Source organism: Flavobacteriales bacterium (genome assembly GCA_016715895.1).
Taxonomy (GTDB): domain Bacteria; phylum Bacteroidota; class Bacteroidia; order Flavobacteriales_F; family PHOS-HE28; genus PHOS-HE28.
The window spans coordinates 1,178,675-1,195,749 of the sequence record JADJXH010000004.1 but is presented as its reverse complement, the minus strand read 5'-3'; the positions used below and the strand labels follow the sequence as shown (position 1 = coordinate 1,195,749).

The following is a 17,075-nucleotide window of genomic DNA, read 5'->3' as shown; positions in this document are numbered from 1 at the left end:
GCTACCTTGGCGCCCCCATCATGAGGATCCTCGGCATCTCCGCCTTCTACCACGACAGCGCCGCCGCCCTGCTGCAGGACGGCCGCATCATCGCCGCCGCCCAGGAGGAACGCTTCACCCGCAAGAAGCACGACCCCGGCTTCCCCACCCACGCCGTGCGCTACTGTCTGGACGAGGCCGGCGTTCGCCTGGAGGACCTGGACGCCATCGCCTTCTATGACAAGCCCCTGCTGAAGTTCGAGCGCCTGCTGGAGACCTACTACGGCTTCGCCCCCAAGGGCATCCGCTCCTTCCTGATGAGCATGCCCGTGTGGATGAAGGAGAAGCTCTTCCTGAAGAAGCTCATCCGCGACGAACTGAAGGCCTTCGGTGACCCCGGGGCCGTGATGCGCAAGCTGCTCTTCCCCGAACACCATCTGAGCCACGCCGCAAGCGCCTACTACGCCTCGCCCTACACCGATGCCGCCGTGCTCACCATCGACGGCGTGGGCGAATGGGCCACCGCGAGCATCTGCCACGGCAAGGGCAAGGACATGACCATCCTGCGCGAGCTGCGCTTCCCGCACAGCCTGGGCCTGCTGTACTCGGCGTTCACCTACTTCTGCGGCTTCCGCGTGAACAGCGGCGAGTACAAGCTGATGGGCCTGGCACCTTACGGCCGTGCCGGATCGGCCGAGGTGGACCGCTACCGTGAGGTGATCCTCAAGGAGCTGGTCCGCCTGCACGACGACGGATCGATCTGGCTCGACCAGCGCTATTTCGACTACGCCACCGGCCTGCGCATGGCCGATGATGCAGCGTGGGCCAAGCTGTTCGGCTTCCCCCGCCGCGAGCCCGAGAAGGACGAGCTGGCCCAGCACCATTGCGACCTGGCCCTGGCCATCCAGCAGGTGACCGAGGAGGCGGTGCTGCGCATGGCCCGCGAAGCGAAACGGCTCACCGGCAGCGACCACCTCTGCCTGGCCGGTGGCGTGGCCCTGAACTGCGTGGCCAACGGCAAGCTGCTGGAGAGCGGCCTGTTCAAGGACCTCTTCATCCAGCCCGCCGCAGGGGATGCCGGCGGGGCCCTGGGCGCCGCGTATGCCGCGCACCACATCCACCACGGCGCCGCGCGGGACACTGCCGAGCAGCCCGATGCCATGCGCGGGGGCTACCTCGGCCCGGCCATCACCACGCAGGACGTGGAGCGCACCGCGCGCCGCTACGGCGCCCCCTTCCACCGCTTCGACGACCCACAGCAACTGGTGGAACGCACCGCCGCCCTGCTGGCCGAGGGCAAGGTGGTGGGCTGGGTGAACGGCCGCATGGAGTTCGGTCCGCGCGCCCTTGGCGCCCGCAGCATCCTGGGCGATCCGCGCGACACCGAGATGCAGAAGAAGCTCAACCTCAAGATCAAGTACCGCGAGAGCTTCCGCCCCTTCGCCCCCGCCGTGCTCGCCGAGGACGCCCCCCGCTACTTCGACATCCACACCCGCTCGCCATACATGCTGCTCGTGCGGCCCGTGCAGCACGACCTGCGGAAGCCGCTGCCGGCGGACTATCCCCAGTTCGGCATCCGCGAGAAGCTCTACCACGAACGCTCCAGCCTGCCGGCCATCACCCACGTGGACTTCAGCGCGCGCGTGCAGACCGTGCACCGCGAAACCAACCCGCGCTTCCACGCCCTCATCAGCGCCTTCAAGGCCCGCACCGGCGTGGGCGTGCTGGTCAACACCAGCTTCAATGTGCGCGGCGAACCGATCGTGTGCACGCCGGAGGACGCCTACCGCTGCTTCATGCGCACCGAGATGGACGCCCTGGTGGTGGGCGACCACCTCTTCCTGAAGCCCGAGCAGCCCGCCTGGCAGCGCACGGACAACTGGAAGGAGGAGTTCGTGCTCGATTGATCATGGCGCGGCGCATCGGGCTCGCCCTGCTGCTGCTGGTGTTCACCGTGGGCGCCGCCGAGGTGTTGCTCCGGCTGTGGCCCCCGCTGGGCATCCGCGTGCAGGGCGAGCGCATCGTGCTGCCCACCGATGTGGACGATGTGATCCGCGGCTCCACGCTACCCGGTACGGATCCCGTGATCCACCTGCACCGCAACCACCTTGGGCTTCGCGGTCCCGACCTGCCGCACGACACCACCGGGCTGCTGCGCATCGTGGCCGTGGGCGGAAGCACCACCGAGTGCATGTACCTGAGCGACGGCCAGGACTGGCCCGCGCTGCTCGGTGCGCACCTTTCCCCGGAAGTGCAGGACGTCTGGGTGAACAACGCCGGGCTGGACGGCCACAGCACCTTCGGCCACGCCATCCTGTTGAAGGACCTGGTGCTTCCGCTGCGCCCGCACGTGGTGCTGCTGCTGGTGGGCGCCAACGAACTGGGACGAAGCGACCTGGGCCGGCACGACCGCGCACAATGGCGCCGGACGACCGTGCCCTGGTCCGAACGCAGCGCCATCGTGCGCACCTGGCGCGCCTGGCGGCAGGCACGCAGTGTGCGTGAGGCCGGTATCGGACACCAGGCGCTGGAGCTCTCCGCCGACCCCGCACCCACCGCACCGGACAGTGCTCGCCTGCAGGTATCCCGGGAAAGGGCCCTGCTCCCGAACTACAGTTCCCGGCTGGAGGAGCTGATCGCGCTGTGCCGCACGCAGGGCGCCCTGCCCGTGCTGCTCACGCAACCCTGCATCGCCGCCAACGTCATGGACACGGCGCTCGCGCGGAGGCTGCAGGACCTGCCCCTGCTCACCGGGACCGATGGCCGCACCCTGCTCGAACGCCTCGACCTCATCAACAGCGTGACGCGCACCGTGGCCACCGAACAGGACCTGCTGCTGATCGACCTGGCCCGGGAGCTGCCCGGCGGACCGGCGCACTTCTATGATGCGTTCCACTTCACCCAGGCCGGATCGGCCGCCGTCGCCGCCCTGTGCGCGGATCGGCTCACCGGCTACCTTTCGGCCCGCTTTCCGCAACACCTGACGCACTGACCGCATGGACTTTCTGAAGGACCTCTGGGGCTTCCTGTGGAGCCGCAAAAAGTGGTGGCTCGCCCCCGTGATCATCGTGCTGCTCCTGCTGGGCGTGCTGCTCGTGATCGGCGGCGGATCGGCGGTGGCGCCCTTCATCTACACCCTGTTCTAAGCCATGAGCGCCCCGGCCCGCCCCGAGGAACGCACCGACGCCAGCATGCTGGCCATCACCACGGGCTTCCTGGTGCTGTATCTCATCTTCCACAAACCCTGGATGCTGACGGTGGCGGTGTGCGCCGGCCTCATCGGCCTGCTGCTGCCGCCGGTGGCCCGGTTGGTGCATCAGGGCTGGATGAAGCTCGCTCACGCCCTGGGCTGGTTCAACGGCCGCGTGCTGCTCAGCGCCGTGTTCTTCGCGTTGCTGACCCCCATCGCGCTGTTGCGCCGGATGGGCCGCTCCGATGGCCTGGCCCTGCGCAAGCCCACCGGCAGTGTGTGGAGCGTGCGTGACCACACCTACGTGGCCAAGGACCTGGAGACACCCTGGTAAGTTCCCCGGGCGGTCAGCCCTTCAGCTTGGGGTTGGTCCGGTGCCGGTCGGCATCGCGCGCGGTCTTCTCCGCCATGCGGCGTTCCCACGCCGCGTCCAGGTCCGTGCCGGTCTGGTTGGCCAGGCACAGCACCACGAAAAGGACGTCGGCCAGCTCCGTTCCGAGGTCCTTCGCCCGATCGCTCTCCTTCTCGCTCTGTTCGCCATAGCGGCGGGCCATGATCCGCGCCACCTCGCCCACCTCCTCGGCCAGCATGGCCATGTTGGTGAGCGGATCGAAGTAACGCACCCCCACCGCCCCGATCCATCGGTCCACCTCGGCCTGGAGGCTGCGGATCGTCATACCGCCCTTTGATCCCGAACCCGTATCTTCCACCGCCATGTTCAGCCGACTTTTTCACAAAGGTGTGTGGATCGCGCTCGTTCTGTGCTCCACCGTGCCGGTGGCCGCACAGGAGGGGCGCCATCAGGTGCAGGCCGTGGTGGATGGTGTGCGCAGCCCGCAACACGCCCATCAGGCCGCCGTGCTGATCCGCCAGTTGCCCGGGGTTGACATGGGTCGTGTGGACCACAACACGCGCAACCTGCTCCTCCACCTGGACCCCGCAAGCCCCGTCACCCAGGCGCAGCTCGAACAGGTGATCGCGCCATTGGGCATGAGCCTGCGCTGCTATCGGCGTGGCCCGATCGATGGCACGCCCTTCCGCCACCTCGACCCCCGCACCTGCGGACAAGCCCCTGCCGACCGATGAAGGCCCTCCGGACCCTGCTGGTGGCCGCGCTCCTGCTGGGAGCCGGAGCTGAGCGGCTGTCCGCGCAATGCACGACCTACACCATCACCGTGGGCGGCGGCACGTGGGACTTCGAGATCGACTGGGAACTGGTGAACGACCTGGGCGTGACCGTGGCGAGCGGCTTTGCCCCGCAGACCGTGAGCGTGTGCCTGCCCAACGGCTGCTACACGATGTATATGTACGACCTGTTCGGAGACGGTTGGAACGGCGCCAGCTTCGTGGTGCGCGTGCAGCCGGCCAATACCATCGTCAGCTCCGGAACGCTTGCCAACGGGAGCTTCGGCACGGCGCAGGTGAACCTGGGGGGCGGTTGCGGCGGAGCGAACTGCAGCAACTACACCCTGACGGTCACCGGTGGTGGCTTCCCCGCCGAGGTCAGTTGGAACCTGGTGAGCGGTGTGCAGATCGTGGGCACGGGTTTCGCCCCCAGTTCACAGGTGCTCTGCCTGGACACCGGCTGCTTCGTGATGCAGATGTTCGACTCCTTCGGCGATGGATGGAACGGTGCCACCTGGACCCTGACCAACAGCGGTGGCACCACGGTGGGCACAGGCACCCTGGCCACCGGCAGCATCGGCCAGCAGGTGATCGACCTGAGCCCGACCACCAACTGCACCGTCAACAGCGGACCGGTGACGGCCAGCGACTGCCCCCAGGCCGTGAACATCTGCACGAACTACGCCTTCCAGATCGACCCCAATGGCATCGGCAGCCTCAACGAGATCCCGCCGCTCGGCTCGCTGGGCAATCCCGACCTGTTGCTCGGCGACCTGGCCTACAGCACCTGGGGCAGCGACAACTGGGGCTGCCTGCGCAACAACGAACTCAACAGCACCTGGATGGTGATCAACGTGAGCGGCGGGGGCTCGCTGGAGTTCACCTTCGGCGGGCTCGGCAGCCAGGCGGGGTTCTATGACTGGATCATGTACCCGTACACACCCGGGGCCTGCGCAGCCATCACCGCCAACACCCTCGCGCCCATCCGCTGCAACTGGAACAACGTGTCCTTCGGCGGCACCGGTCTCGCAGCCACCACGCCGCCTGGCGGTGATCCCGGCAACTTCGAGCCGCCGCTCAACGTGCTCGCCGGGCAGCAGTACATCATCTGCTTCAGCAACTGGAGCAGCGTCACCACCCTGGTGCCCCTGGAGTTCGGCGGCACGGCCACGGTGAGCTGCGATCCCATCGTGCTGCCCATCACCCTCACCGGCTTCACCGCCGATCCGGTGGACGCCGGCATCGCACTGTCCTGGCAGACCTCCAGCGAGGAAGGGGTACACTCCTTCCTGATCGACCATGGCACAGGGCCCGATGCGTGGACCACCGTGATCGAGGTCGAGGCCACCGGCTCCGCGGCGCAGGAGACCCGCTACGCGTGGACACACCCGGAGCCCGCACCGGGCACCAATTTCTACCGGCTGCGGATCGTCCATCACGACGGCACCATCGCCACCGGACCCACGGTGAGCGCCGAATGGTCCACCCCGTTGCTGGATGTGATGCCCAACCCATCCACCGGCCGCTTCAGCGTGGCCTGCAAGGGATCGCCGATCCAGGTGTTCGATGCGCTGGGGCGTGCCGTGGCCTTCGAGCGCCGCCCGGCCGGACCGGGGCGCTCCGAGGTGGTGCTCGACCGGCATGCCCAAGGCCTGCATCTGCTGGTGGTGGGCGAAGGCGACGGCCGCCGCTCCGCCCGCGTGCTGGTGGACCGCTCCCTTACTCCCTGAGCCGGCTGTCGATGAGGATGGTCACCGGACCATCGTTCACCAGTTCCACCTGCATGTCGGCGCCGAACTCACCGGTGCGCACCGGTCGTCCCGTCGCCTCCGTGAGCAGCTGCCTGGCCCGCAGGTACAACGGAACGGCCTCTTCAGGCCGCGCCGCGCGGATGTAGCTCGGGCGATTGCCCTTCGCCGTGTTCGCGTGCAGGGTGAACTGGCTCACGAGCAACAGCTCGCCACCCACCTGGACCAGGTCGAGGTTCATCACCCCGTCCGCATCGGGGAAGATCCGCAGGCGCGCGATCTTGCCGCACAACCACTCCGCGTCGGCCGGCGTATCCCCCACCTCGACGCCGAGCAGCACCAGCAGCCCGCGGCCGATGCGCGCATGCTCCGCCCCGCCGATGTGCACCGACGCACCGCTCACCCGTTGCACCACCGCGCGCATGCTCAGCGTGTCCGTTCCTCGATGAAGGTCCGCACCCGGTCGCGCTTCTCCACCGCCGTGCCCTTGCCGGTGATGCCATCGCGCCAGTAGCCGTAAGTGGCGTTGGGCAGCAGGATGAAGTCCTTCGCCAATCGCGCGGACATCATGTACATGGATGGCAGACCCATCTCAGTGCTGCGGTCCTTCAGCACCTGCTCGAAGTCCGTGAGCTGGTCGCCCACCAGCAGCACCACGCGATGGGCCCGGCGCACCTCATCCCGCCGCACGGTCTTGTCGCTGGTGCCTTCCATCGTGCGCACATGCAAGCTGTCCGCCATGGGGAAGCCCAGCCGGGCGAGGTTCGCGATGGTGGCCCCCTTTTCGTCGGCATCGCGGTTGGTGATGTAGTACACGGCACAGCCGCGCGAGGCCGCATGGGTGAGGAAGTTCAACGCACCCGGGCAGGCCTTCGCCTCGGCCCGCGCGGTCCACGCCTTCCACGTGCTGGGGCTGTAGCTGCGCCCCGCAAGGATGTTCTCCAGTTCATAAGGGCTGTTGTCCAGCACGGTCTCGTCCACATCCACGATCACCGCCGGAGGCAGGCTGTCGGGCACGCTCAGGTTGGCGTCGAGCTTCAGCCGCGCGAAGGCATAGCCCTGTTCATACAGCCAGGCCACCTCGGCGGAGGCGTTCTGGTAGAGGGTGGCGTTCACGTTCTGCGTGACGAGCTCCCGGGCGGTCGCGGTCTCGGGATCCCCGGCAAGGGGACGGGAGGCGGTGCAGGCCCACAGGCCCAGCACGGGCCCCAGGAACAGGATGGTCGGTGCGCGCATCGGTGGTCGGTTCAATCCAGTCGGTAGGGGCTCTCCTCGTCGATGCCCTCCAACATGTCGCGGTAGCTGCGGTAGCGGCTTTCGGCCACCTCGCCGGCCTCCACCGCGGCGCGCACGGCACAGCCCGGTTCGTCCTTGTGCATGCAGTTGTTGAAGCGGCATCCGCTCTTCAGCCGGAAGATCTCGGGGAACTGGTCCCCGATGTCCTCGGCCTCCAGGTCCACCAGCCCGAAGCCCTTGATGCCGGGCGTGTCGATGATGAACGTGGGAGGGATCGAGGAGGTGAGTGGCGAGTGGCGAGTGGCGAGTGCTTCCGGACCGGCAGCACTCGCCACTCGAAACTCATCACTCGCCACTCCCAATTCGAACATCTCGGCGTAGGTGGTGGTGTGCTGGCCCTTCTCGCTGGCCTCACTGATGACGGCAGTGTGGAGGTCGAGCGCAGGGTCGATGGCGTTGATGAGGGTGCTCTTCCCCACCCCGCTGTGGCCGGCCACCAGCGTCACCTTGCCGGCGAGGAGCTCGCGCACGGCATCCACACCGCCCCCCGTGCGGGCCGAGGTCATCAACACCGTGTACCCCACCTGCTGATAGATGTCCACCAGTTCGGCCAGGTCCTCCATTTCCGCGTCGGCCAGGTCGTCCACCTTGTTCACCACCAGCACCACCGGCACTTCATAGGCCTCGGCGGTCACCAGGAAGCGATCGATGAAGCCGAAGGAGGTGCGCGGTCGCGCCACGGTCACCATCAGCAGCGCCTGGTCCAGGTTGGCGGCGATCACATGCTTGTGGTGGCTCAGGTTCACACTGCGGCGCACCAGGTAGTTCCGTCGGTCGTGCAGGTCGGTGATGGCGCCGGGATGATCGGCGTCCTCCTGGGGGCTGTACTCCACCCGATCGCCCACGGCCACCGGGTTGGTGCTCTTCCACCCCTTGATCCGCAGGTTGCCCTTGGCCACGCACTCGTGCTTCGAGCCGTCGTCGCCACGCACCAGGTAGCGGCTGCCGGTGGAGCGCATCACAAGGCCGGTGGGCATGGGACAAAGATGGCGGGTTCGGTTGCCCGTGTGCGCATGTGCCCATGCGACCATGTGCACATGAGCACATGGGCACATGGCTCAGGTCAGCGCGGGATGGGCAGGTGCTACCTTCGCCGCATGTCCATCTCCGTGCGCGGCATCACCAAGGTCTACGGTCCCCAGAAGGCGCTGGACGACGTGAGCTTCGAGCTGGCGAAGGCGGGCGTGGTGGGCTTCCTGGGACCGAACGGTGCCGGCAAGAGCACGATGATGAAGGTGCTCACCTGCTACCTGCCCCCCACCAGCGGGGAGGCCAGCGTGTGCGGGCACGACATCCGCTCGGCCAGCATGCAGGTGCGGCGCAACGTGGGCTACCTGCCGGAACACAACCCGCTCTATGTCGACCTGTATGTGCGGGAGTACCTGGAGTTCGTGGCCGGCATCCACGGGCTGAAGGGGAAGGAGGCCCGTGTGCGCGAGATGATCGGTCTGGTGGGCCTTGAGCGCGAACAACACAAGCGGATCGGCGCCCTCAGCAAGGGCTACCGCCAGCGTGTGGGCCTGGCCCAGGCCCTGATCCACGATCCGCAGGTGCTCATCCTCGATGAGCCCACCAGCGGCCTCGACCCCAACCAGCTGGAGGAGGTGCGAGGCCTCATCCGCACCGTGGGCCGCGAAAAGACCGTGCTGCTCAGCACCCACATCATGCAGGAGGTGGAGGCCATCTGCGAACGGGTCATCATCATCGACCGCGGGCGGATCGTGGCCGATGACCGGGCCGACCGCCTGCGCAGTTCCCAGAGGGACCTGGAGGTGCTGGAGGTGGAGTTCGATGGCGGCGTGGAGATGCGGTTGCTGCTGGCCATCCCCGGCGTGGTGCAGGCCCGCCAGGAAGGCCCCGTGCGCTGGGCCATCGGACACGCCCGCGATCAGGACGTGCGGCCCGCCGTGTTCCAGTTCGCCGTGGACCATGGCCGCAAGGTGCTCACCCTGCAGAAGAGCACGCGCGGATTGGAAGAGGTCTTCAAGGAGCTCACCAAGGGGTGAGCCGACGGCACCCTCAGAACTTCAGCTGCAGACCACCCGTGAGGAAGGCCGTGTCGTAGCCCACCTCGGCGAACACGCCCAGGAAGTCCGTGAAGTAGTAGCGCGTACCCACGAACAGCGAGGAGCGCAATCGCCCGCGTGGCGAATAACTGTACCGATCGCCAATGTAGGTACCATAGTCGGTACGATCCGACCATGATTCCGCCGTCACACCGATACCGACCCCGGCGTAGACATCCCAATTCTCCACCTTATGCCAACTGTTCCAGTGATAGGTGCCGCGCAGCCCAAGGCTCCAGTAGTGGTAGATGATGTCCAATTCGCTCCTGTAACCGGTCCAGTACGGCGTGGATCGGCGATTGGTGTAGCTGAAATAACCGCCGATCCCGAGAACGCCCGGTCCGACCGGAACACCCGTACCTCGGTCGTAGAACAACCCAATGGAAGGCCGAACCCCGGTGTACGGATGGAAATTATAGTACCCTCCCACCCCGACCCCCACACCGATGGCGTTGTCGCCCGCCTGGAAGGCTTGCGCGTGGACGGGACCGTGATGGAGGGCCACCAGCAGGATGGCGGTGAGCAGGATCCTTGACATGGCTATCGGTTCGGTGGGTCAAAAGTAGAAGTCGGGCGGAGGCCCGTGTTCCGGTCGGCAGCAGGGGCTTACCAACAACCGTTCCTTGAAGCCGCGACCGCCTGGAGGCACGACGGATCCCGGTGAAACCCCGTTCTTTGCCGCCGCTTACCCAAGCCCCATGCCCTACCTCTTCACCTCCGAGTCCGTCAGCGAAGGCCACCCCGACAAGGTCGCCGACCAGATCAGCGATGCCCTCATCGACCACTTCCTCGCCTTCGACCCCAACAGCAAGGTGGCCTGCGAAACGCTGGTGACCACCGGCCAGGTGGTGCTGGCCGGCGAGGTGAAAAGCAACGCCTACCTCGACGTGCAGCAGATCGCCCGCGAAGTGATCGACCGCATCGGCTATACGAAGAGCGAGTACATGTTCGAGGCGCACAGCTGCGGCGTGCTCAGCGCCATCCACGAGCAGAGCCCGGACATCAACCAGGGCGTGGAACGCAGGAAGCCCGAGGAGCAGGGAGCCGGCGACCAGGGCATGATGTTCGGCTACGCCTGCCGCGACACCGACACCTACATGCCGCTGCCGCTGGAGCTGAGCCACCTGCTGCTGCGCGAGCTCGCCGCCATCCGCCGCGAGAAGAACTCGAAGATGCCCTACCTGCGCCCCGATGCCAAGAGCCAGGTGACCATCGAGTACAACGACGACCACACCCCCAAGCGCATCGACGCCATCGTGGTGAGCACCCAGCACGACGACTTCGACAAGGAGGCGAAGATGCTGGCCCGCATCAAGAAGGACGTGATCGAGATCCTCATCCCGCGCGTGATGAAGAAGCTGCCCAAGCGGGTGCAGGCCCTCTTCGGCAAGGACATCGCCTACCACATCAACCCCACCGGCAAGTTCGTGATTGGCGGTCCGCATGGCGACACCGGCCTCACGGGCCGCAAGATCATCGTGGACACCTACGGCGGCAAGGGCGCCCACGGTGGCGGCGCCTTCAGCGGCAAGGACCCCAGCAAGGTGGACCGCAGCGCGGCCTATGCCGCGCGCCACGTGGCCAAGCACCTGGTGGCGGCCGGCGTGTGCGACGAGTGCCTGGTGCAGGTGGCCTACGCCATCGGCGTGGCGAAGCCCGTGGGCTTCTACGTGAACACCTATGGCACCGGCAAGGTGAAGATGAGCGACGGGCAGATCGCCAGGGTGATCGGCGGGATGAAGGAGTTCGACATGCGCCCCTACTTCATCGAGCAGCGCTTCAAGCTGCGCACCCCCATCTACAGCGAGACCGCCGCCTACGGGCACATGGGCCGCGAGTGCCGGGAGGTGACCAAGAGCTTCAACAACGCCGGGCAGAAGGCCACGATCAAGGTGAAGCTCTTCCCCTGGGAGGAGCTCAACGCCGTCGAGGCGGTGCGCAAGGCGTTCAAGCTGTAAGCAGGTACCCAAGTAGCGAGTCGCGAGTGGCGAGTGGCGGGTCTGCCACTGTCACTCGCGATCGCATTTGATGGCCTTCGTATTCACCGTGTGATCCACGATCTTCACGACTCGCCCCTCGCGACCAGCCCACTCGTCACTCACCACTCGTCACTCACCTCCCCTTCCCATGAAGAGCTTCGAAGAATCCAAGGCCTGGCAGAAAGCCATGGACCTGAACGAAGCGGTCGACATTGCCTTGGCTGAGAACCGGAACTGGGGCTTCAAGGACCAACTGTTCAGGGCTGCCCTTTCCATCTGCAACAACATCGCGGAGGGCTATGAGATGCCTACAAACGCACATCAGCTCCGCTATCTGTGGATCGCCAAGGGCTCGTGCAACGAGGTATGCTCCATGCTCCACCTCGCCCGGAGACGGAGGTATTTCCCCAATGATCAGATCGACAGGATGATGAGCCTCCAGGACGAAACGGCACGGCTGCTGCGCACCTACATCAAGTCGAAGACAACCGGTTGGAGGACATTGCCGGGTGCTATGTCACTCCTCGGATTTTGGTTCAACCTGACCACTCCGTACTTCCTTCGCTGACACGACTTCACATCCTCTACCCCGATCGCCACTCACCACTCGCCTCTAGAGAGCGACCAGTCAGCTCCATCACATAACCAGCTCATTTTCAAGTTATTGAACAAGCATCCGAACTCCGGCTCCCATCGATCCTGGATTTCGTACTACTTTCGCAGCCCATTTCGGAGAACATGTACGCCATCGTCAACATCCTCGGCCAGCAATACAAGGTGCAGGGCGGCCAGAAGCTGAAGGTGCACCGCCTCGAGGCCGAGGCCGGCAAGCACGTGGAACTGGACCAGGTGCTGCTGGTGAGCAACGGCTCCACCGTGAGCGTGGGCACCCCCACCGTGGACGGCGCCCGCGTGGCCGCCAAGGTGCTGGCGCACAGCAAGGGCGACACCGTGCTGGTGTTCAAGAAGAAGCGCCGCAAGGGCTACCAGAAGATGAACGGCCACCGCCAGGCCATCACCGAGCTGTGGATCGAGGCCATCCTCGGCAAGGGCGAGAAGTTCGACGCCAGCAAGAGCACGGCACCCGCCCCGAAGGCCGTGAAGGCCGCCGAGCCCAAGGCGAAGAAGGAGGCCGCCCCCAAGGCCGCCAAGGCGCCCGCCAAGAAGGCCGCCCCGGCCAAGAAGGCCGCGCCCGCCAAGAAGGCCGCCCCGGCCAAGAAGGCGGCGGCCAAGAAAGCCACCCCCAAGAAGGACAGCAAGAACTAAGCGCCACCCAGGCACCATCGCTCAATCCCTAACCAGCCATGGCACACAAGAAAGGTGAAGGCAGCACAAGCAACGGTCGCGAAAGCCACAGCAAACGCCTCGGCGTGAAGATCTACGGCGGCCAGCAGGCCACGGCCGGCAACATCCTCGTCCGCCAGCGCGGCACCAAGCACCACCCCGGCAAGAACGTCGGCATCGGCGTCGACCACACCCTGTACGCCCTCGTGGACGGCGTGGTGGAGTTCCGCACCAAGCGCGGCGAGCGCAGCTTCGTCAGCGTGATCCCCGCCGAGAAGGCCAAGGCCTGATCCCCGACCATCCATTGCGAACGACCTCCGGCGACCCCGGAGGTCGTTCGCGTTCCGGGGCCGGCGGTCCGGCCAGCGCCGCAGCCCCACCCGCTACCTTTGTCCTTCTGACCGTCCAACGCCCGCATGCTCGAACTGACCTTCCTGCGCAACCAGGCCGACGAGGCCGAACGACGCCTCGCGAAACGGAACATCGATGCCCGCGCCGCGCTGGACCGCGCCCGCCAACTGGATGAGGCCCGCCGGGCCGCCCAGGTGGCCATGGACGAACGCCAGGCCGAGATCAACACCCTGAGCCGGTCCATCGGCGACCTGATGAAAGCCGGCGAGAAAGCCGAGGCCGAGGACGCCAAGGCCCGAAGCACCGCGCTCAAAGAGGGCATGGACCAGCTGCGCACAGCCCTGGAGTCCGCCGAACGAGCCCTCACCGACCACCTGCTCACCCTCCCCAACGCCCCCGCGGACCGCGTGCCCACCGGCCGCACCCCGGAGGACAACGTGGTGGTGGTGCAGGAGGGCGCCATCCCCGAGCTGGGCCCCGGCGCCAAACCCCACTGGGAGCTGGGTGAGGAGTACGGCATCCTGCACATGGACCTGGGCGTGAAGCTCACCGGTGCCGGATTCCCGGTGTACAGCGGCCAGGGTGCCCGGCTGCAGCGCGCCCTCATCGCCTTCTTCCTTGATCGCGCCACGGCCGCCGGCTACCGCGAGATCATCCCGCCGCACCTGGTGAACGGCGCCAGCGCCTACGCCACCGGCCAGCTGCCCGACAAGGAGGGCCAGATGTACCACGCCACGGTGGACGACCTCTACCTGATCCCCACGGCCGAGGTGCCCATCACCAACCTGTACCGCGACGAGATCATCGACGCCGCGCGGCTGCCCATCCGCAACGTGGGCTACACCCCCTGTTTCCGCCGCGAGGCCGGCAGCTACGGCGCCCATGTGCGGGGCCTCAACCGCGTGCACCAGTTCGACAAGGTGGAGATCGTCCGCGTGGAACGTCCCGAGGACAGCTACGCGGCGCTCGAGGAGATGGTCGAGCACGTGAAGGGCCTGCTCCGCGACCTGGAGCTGCCCTTCCGCCAGCTGCTGCTCTGCGGCGGCGACATGGGCTTCGCCAGCGCGCTCACCTACGACATGGAGGTGTTCAGCGCCGCCCAGCAACGCTGGCTGGAGGTGAGCAGCATCAGCAACTTCGAGGCCTTCCAGAGCAACCGCCTGAAACTGCGCTACCGCGGCGACGACAAGAAGCCGCGCCTGGCACACACCTTGAACGGCAGCGCCCTGGCCCTCGCCCGCATCGTGGCCGCCCTACTGGAGAACAACCAGACGCCGGAGGGCATCCGCATCCCCAAGGCCCTGCAGCCCTACACCGGCTTCGACCGCATCACCCGATGAACGCCCGCACACCGATCCTCCTCCTGGCCGCGTTCACCCTGGCGCTGGGCGCCTGCACCCGCAACGCCCACCCCGAGCTGCTGGCCGAAGTGGATGCGATGCTCCATCGTGCGGACAGCCTGAAGCAGCTGGTGGACACCCTCGACCTTGCGACGTACGACCGCATGGACTCGGTGTTCCGCAGCCAGCGCACCGCCCTGGAGGAGCTGCTGAAGGACACCCTCGCCAAGGAGCAGGCCGTGCCCATCGGCAACTACTACCGCGCCATGGACCGCTCCCTGGGCCGCGTGCGCAAGCAGACCCCCGAACTGCGCGCGGAGCTGGAGCGCAGCCGCACCCAGCTCACCGACCTGCGCCACGATATCGGGCGCGACCGGCTCCCCGAGGGCCCCCGCACCACCTACCTGCAGCAGGAGCGCCTGATGCTGGACCAGCTGGAGAAGGGGGTGACCACCGTGACACGCAGCGCCGGCACCTGCCGGCGCGAGTGGCAGGCCCAACATCGCGCCATCGCCGAACTGCTGGCCCCGCCCGACCCCGCCCCATGATGCGCCCACTGCCGCTCCTGCTCGCGCTGCTGCTGGCCGCGTCCGCCGCACCTGTGGTGGCGCAGGACGGAACGGATGAGCAGCTGGCCGCCCAATACTTCCAGTCCGGCGACCACGAGAAGGCCATTCTGTACTACGAACGCCTCTACCGCAAGCAGCCCACCCCCTTCTACTACGAGCAGCTCTACAAGAGCTATGTGGCCCTGAAGGACCTGCCGCGCGCCGAGAAACTGGCCCGCGAGCAGATGAAACGCGACAGCGACCCGCGCTACGCGGTGGACCTGGGCATGGTGCTGCGCCTGGCCGGCGAGGAGGACAAGGCGCGGCAACAGTTCGAGAAGGTGCTGCGCGGCATGCGCCCCGAGCAGAACAGCATCCGCCAGGTGGCCAACGCCTTCACCCGGCACAACGAGCACGACCTGGCCCTGGAGGCCTACGAACGCGGCCAGCGCCTCCTGAAGGACGGTCCCGGCTTCCAGTTCGAGATCGCCAACCTGTACGCGCTGAAGGGCGATGTGCCCGCGATGACCAGCGCCTACCTGGACCTGCTCGCGGTGAACGAGGGCTACATCCAGGCGGTGCAGAACGGCCTGTCGCGCACGATGGACTTCACCCGCCGCGACGCCTCCACCGAGGCCCTGCGCACCGAGCTCCTGCGCCGGATCCAACGCAACCCCGAGCGTTCCATCTTCCAGGAACTGCTGATCTGGATGTACATCCAGCAGAAGGACCTGGACGGCGCCTTCGTGCAGTGCAAGGCCCTGGACAAACGCTTCGACGAGGGCGGTACGCGGCTGATGGACCTGGCGGAGATCGCCCTGAGCAACGGCGAGCACGCCACCGCCATGAAGTGCTACGACCACGTGGTGGGCCTGGGGCGGCGTGATGGGCTGTACGCCAAGGCCCGCATGGGCCAGGTGCGCACGGAGATGGCCCGCCTTACCGCGATGGCCGAGCCGCCCGCCGCCGACCTCGCCGCCCTGCGCACCCGCTATGAGTCCACCCTCGACGAACTGGGCCGCAACAAAGGCACGGTGGACCTGATGGAGGACCTCGCCCGCGTGCAGGCCTACTACCTCAACGACCGCGCCGCGGCCTCCGCCCTGCTGGAACAGGCCCTGGCGCTGCCCGACATCGATGCCGCCACCCGCGGACGCATCAAGCTCGCACTGGCCGATGTGCACCTCTTCGACGGCGACATCTGGGAGGCCTCACTCCTCTACAGCCAGGTGGACCTCGACTTCAAGTACGACCCGCTGGGCCACGAGGCCCGCCTGCGCAACGCGAAGGTGAGCTTCTACGCCGGCGACTTCCTGTGGGCCAAGGGGCAGCTCGATGTGCTCAAGGCCTCCACCTCCAAGCTCATCGCCAACGACGCCATGGAGCTCAGCCTGCTGATCACCGACCACATCGGGGTCGACAGCAACAGCACGCCGCTCTCCCTCTTCGCCCAGGCCGACCTGCTCACCTTCCAGCGGCGTTTTGCCGAAGCCGTCGACGTGCTCGACACCCTGGACGCGGCCTTCCCGATGGACGGCATCGCCGACGACGTGCTCTTCCTGCGCCACCGCATCGCGCGCGACCGAAAGGAGTTCGCGCAGGCCGCCGCCTACCTCGAGCGCATCGTGGCCGAGCACCCGCTGGACATCCTGATGGACAACGCCCTCTTCGAACTGGGCCGCCTGCACGAGGAGCAGCTGAAGGATCCCGGCAAGGCCATGCAGTTCTATGAGAAGCTGCTGTTCGAGCAGCCGGGCAGCATCTTCGTGCCCGAGGCACGCGCCCGTTTCCGCCGCCTGCGCGGCGACGCCCCCGACACCGAGCCGGCCGACGGCGGCACCACCCCGCCCCAATGATCATCTACAACGTCACCGTGAACGTCGATGCCGACGTGGCCGAGGAGTGGCTGCGGTGGATGCATACCGTGCATGTGCCCGATGTGATGGCCACGGGACTGTTCCTTGACAGCCGCATCATGCGCGTGCTGGCCGAGGAGGATGGCGGGCTCACCTACGCGGTGCAGTACACCTGCGCCGACATGGCCACCTACGAACGGTATCGGGAGGAGCACGCCCCGCGCCTGCAGGCCGAGACGCAGAAGCGCTATGCCGGCCGGTTCGCCGCCTTCCGCACCCTGCTGGAAGTGCTGCACACCGCCTGACCCGCGCC

20 protein-coding genes are annotated in these 17,075 nt (G+C 66.9%); 15 read left to right on the top strand and 5 right to left on the bottom strand.

Annotation, left to right across the window (positions count from 1 at the left end; translation table 11 throughout):
- Positions 1-20 precede the first annotated feature (20 nt).
- From IPM49_13775 to IPM49_13760, 4 genes are read left to right on the top strand one after another with little or no spacing between them, the layout of a single operon-like run.
- Positions 21-1,886: a carbamoyltransferase gene (locus IPM49_13775; protein ID MBK9275591.1), complete on the top strand. Its 1,866-nt coding sequence runs from the start codon at positions 21-23 to the stop codon at positions 1,884-1,886.
- Positions 1,887-1,888: 2 nt separating this feature from the next.
- Entirely contained in the window at positions 1,889-2,971 is a 1,083-nt protein-coding gene (locus tag IPM49_13770; GenBank protein ID MBK9275590.1) for an SGNH/GDSL hydrolase family protein, read from the top strand.
- 4 nt (positions 2,972-2,975) lie between these two features.
- Positions 2,976-3,125, top strand: a complete 150-nt coding sequence (locus IPM49_13765; GenBank protein ID MBK9275589.1) for a hypothetical protein — start codon at positions 2,976-2,978, stop codon at positions 3,123-3,125.
- Positions 3,126-3,128: 3 nt separating this feature from the next.
- A complete protein-coding gene (locus IPM49_13760; GenBank protein MBK9275588.1) occupies positions 3,129-3,503 on the top strand; it encodes a hypothetical protein in 375 nt (124 codons plus the stop codon).
- Positions 3,504-3,516: 13 nt separating this feature from the next.
- Here IPM49_13760 and IPM49_13755 read toward each other — a convergent pair whose 3' ends face one another.
- The gene (locus IPM49_13755; GenBank protein MBK9275587.1) at positions 3,517-3,846 is read right to left on the bottom strand and encodes a nucleotide pyrophosphohydrolase; all 330 of its coding nucleotides are present in this window, start codon (positions 3,844-3,846) and stop codon (positions 3,517-3,519) included.
- Positions 3,847-3,883: 37 nt separating this feature from the next.
- Here IPM49_13755 and IPM49_13750 point away from each other — a divergent pair, with 37 nt between their 5' ends.
- Together IPM49_13750 and IPM49_13745 are read left to right on the top strand one after the other, a co-directional pair.
- Entirely contained in the window at positions 3,884-4,255 is a 372-nt protein-coding gene (locus IPM49_13750; protein MBK9275586.1) for a hypothetical protein, read from the top strand.
- Positions 4,252-6,024 (top strand): hypothetical protein, encoded by a 1,773-nt coding sequence (locus IPM49_13745; GenBank protein MBK9275585.1) that lies wholly within the window; start codon positions 4,252-4,254, stop codon positions 6,022-6,024. The genes IPM49_13750 and IPM49_13745 overlap by 4 nt, the downstream gene beginning before the upstream one ends.
- Here the strand turns inward: IPM49_13745 and IPM49_13740 are convergent.
- Genes IPM49_13740 through rsgA form a run of 3 tightly spaced genes read right to left on the bottom strand, consistent with a single transcriptional unit; the run spans position 6,014 to position 8,315 of the window.
- The gene (locus IPM49_13740) at positions 6,014-6,466 is read right to left on the bottom strand and encodes a D-tyrosyl-tRNA(Tyr) deacylase (protein MBK9275584.1); all 453 of its coding nucleotides are present in this window, start codon (positions 6,464-6,466) and stop codon (positions 6,014-6,016) included. The two genes, IPM49_13745 and IPM49_13740, sit on opposite strands and share 11 nt — an antisense overlap.
- Before the next feature lie 2 nt (positions 6,467-6,468).
- On the bottom strand, positions 6,469-7,278 hold the full coding sequence (locus tag IPM49_13735; GenBank protein ID MBK9275583.1) for a 5'-nucleotidase, lipoprotein e(P4) family: 810 nt from the start codon (positions 7,276-7,278) through the stop codon (positions 6,469-6,471).
- Positions 7,279-7,289: 11 nt separating this feature from the next.
- Positions 7,290-8,315, bottom strand: coding sequence for a ribosome small subunit-dependent GTPase A (rsgA, locus tag IPM49_13730; GenBank protein ID MBK9275582.1), 1,026 nt, complete (start codon positions 8,313-8,315; stop codon positions 7,290-7,292).
- Between the two features lie 120 nt (positions 8,316-8,435).
- On the opposite strand from rsgA, the gene gldA reads away from it, so the two are divergent.
- Positions 8,436-9,344, top strand: coding sequence for a gliding motility-associated ABC transporter ATP-binding subunit GldA (gene gldA / locus IPM49_13725; GenBank protein MBK9275581.1), 909 nt, complete (start codon positions 8,436-8,438; stop codon positions 9,342-9,344).
- Between the two features lie 13 nt (positions 9,345-9,357).
- Here the strand turns inward: gldA and IPM49_13720 are convergent, their stop codons facing one another.
- Complete coding sequence (locus IPM49_13720) at positions 9,358-9,942, bottom strand: hypothetical protein (protein ID MBK9275580.1); 585 nt, start codon at positions 9,940-9,942, stop codon at positions 9,358-9,360.
- Positions 9,943-10,102: 160 nt separating this feature from the next.
- On the opposite strand from IPM49_13720, the gene IPM49_13715 reads away from it, so the two are divergent.
- The 8 genes from IPM49_13715 (at position 10,103) to IPM49_13680 (ending at position 17,067) form a co-directional block, all read left to right on the top strand.
- Complete coding sequence (locus IPM49_13715; GenBank protein MBK9275579.1) at positions 10,103-11,362, top strand: methionine adenosyltransferase; 1,260 nt, start codon at positions 10,103-10,105, stop codon at positions 11,360-11,362.
- Between the two features lie 169 nt (positions 11,363-11,531).
- Entirely contained in the window at positions 11,532-11,951 is a 420-nt protein-coding gene (locus IPM49_13710; protein MBK9275578.1) for a four helix bundle protein, read from the top strand.
- Between the two features lie 170 nt (positions 11,952-12,121).
- Positions 12,122-12,649, top strand: a complete 528-nt coding sequence (gene rplU, locus IPM49_13705) for a 50S ribosomal protein L21 (GenBank protein MBK9275577.1) — start codon at positions 12,122-12,124, stop codon at positions 12,647-12,649.
- 38 nt (positions 12,650-12,687) lie between these two features.
- Positions 12,688-12,957 (top strand): 50S ribosomal protein L27, encoded by a 270-nt coding sequence (gene rpmA, locus IPM49_13700; protein MBK9275576.1) that lies wholly within the window; start codon positions 12,688-12,690, stop codon positions 12,955-12,957.
- Between the two features lie 126 nt (positions 12,958-13,083).
- Positions 13,084-14,358 carry a serine--tRNA ligase gene (gene serS, locus IPM49_13695; GenBank protein MBK9275575.1) on the top strand — a complete coding sequence of 425 codons (1,275 nt, stop codon included), beginning with the start codon at positions 13,084-13,086 and terminating at the stop codon, positions 14,356-14,358.
- Entirely contained in the window at positions 14,355-14,906 is a 552-nt protein-coding gene (locus IPM49_13690) for a hypothetical protein (GenBank protein ID MBK9275574.1), read from the top strand. The genes serS and IPM49_13690 overlap by 4 nt, the downstream gene beginning before the upstream one ends.
- Positions 14,903-16,762: a tetratricopeptide repeat protein gene (locus IPM49_13685; GenBank protein MBK9275573.1), complete on the top strand. Its 1,860-nt coding sequence runs from the start codon at positions 14,903-14,905 to the stop codon at positions 16,760-16,762. The genes IPM49_13690 and IPM49_13685 overlap by 4 nt, the downstream gene beginning before the upstream one ends.
- Positions 16,759-17,067 carry a DUF4286 family protein gene (locus tag IPM49_13680; GenBank protein ID MBK9275572.1) on the top strand — a complete coding sequence of 103 codons (309 nt, stop codon included), beginning with the start codon at positions 16,759-16,761 and terminating at the stop codon, positions 17,065-17,067. Before IPM49_13685 ends, IPM49_13680 begins: the two co-directional genes overlap by 4 nt.
- Positions 17,068-17,075 lie beyond the last annotated feature (8 nt).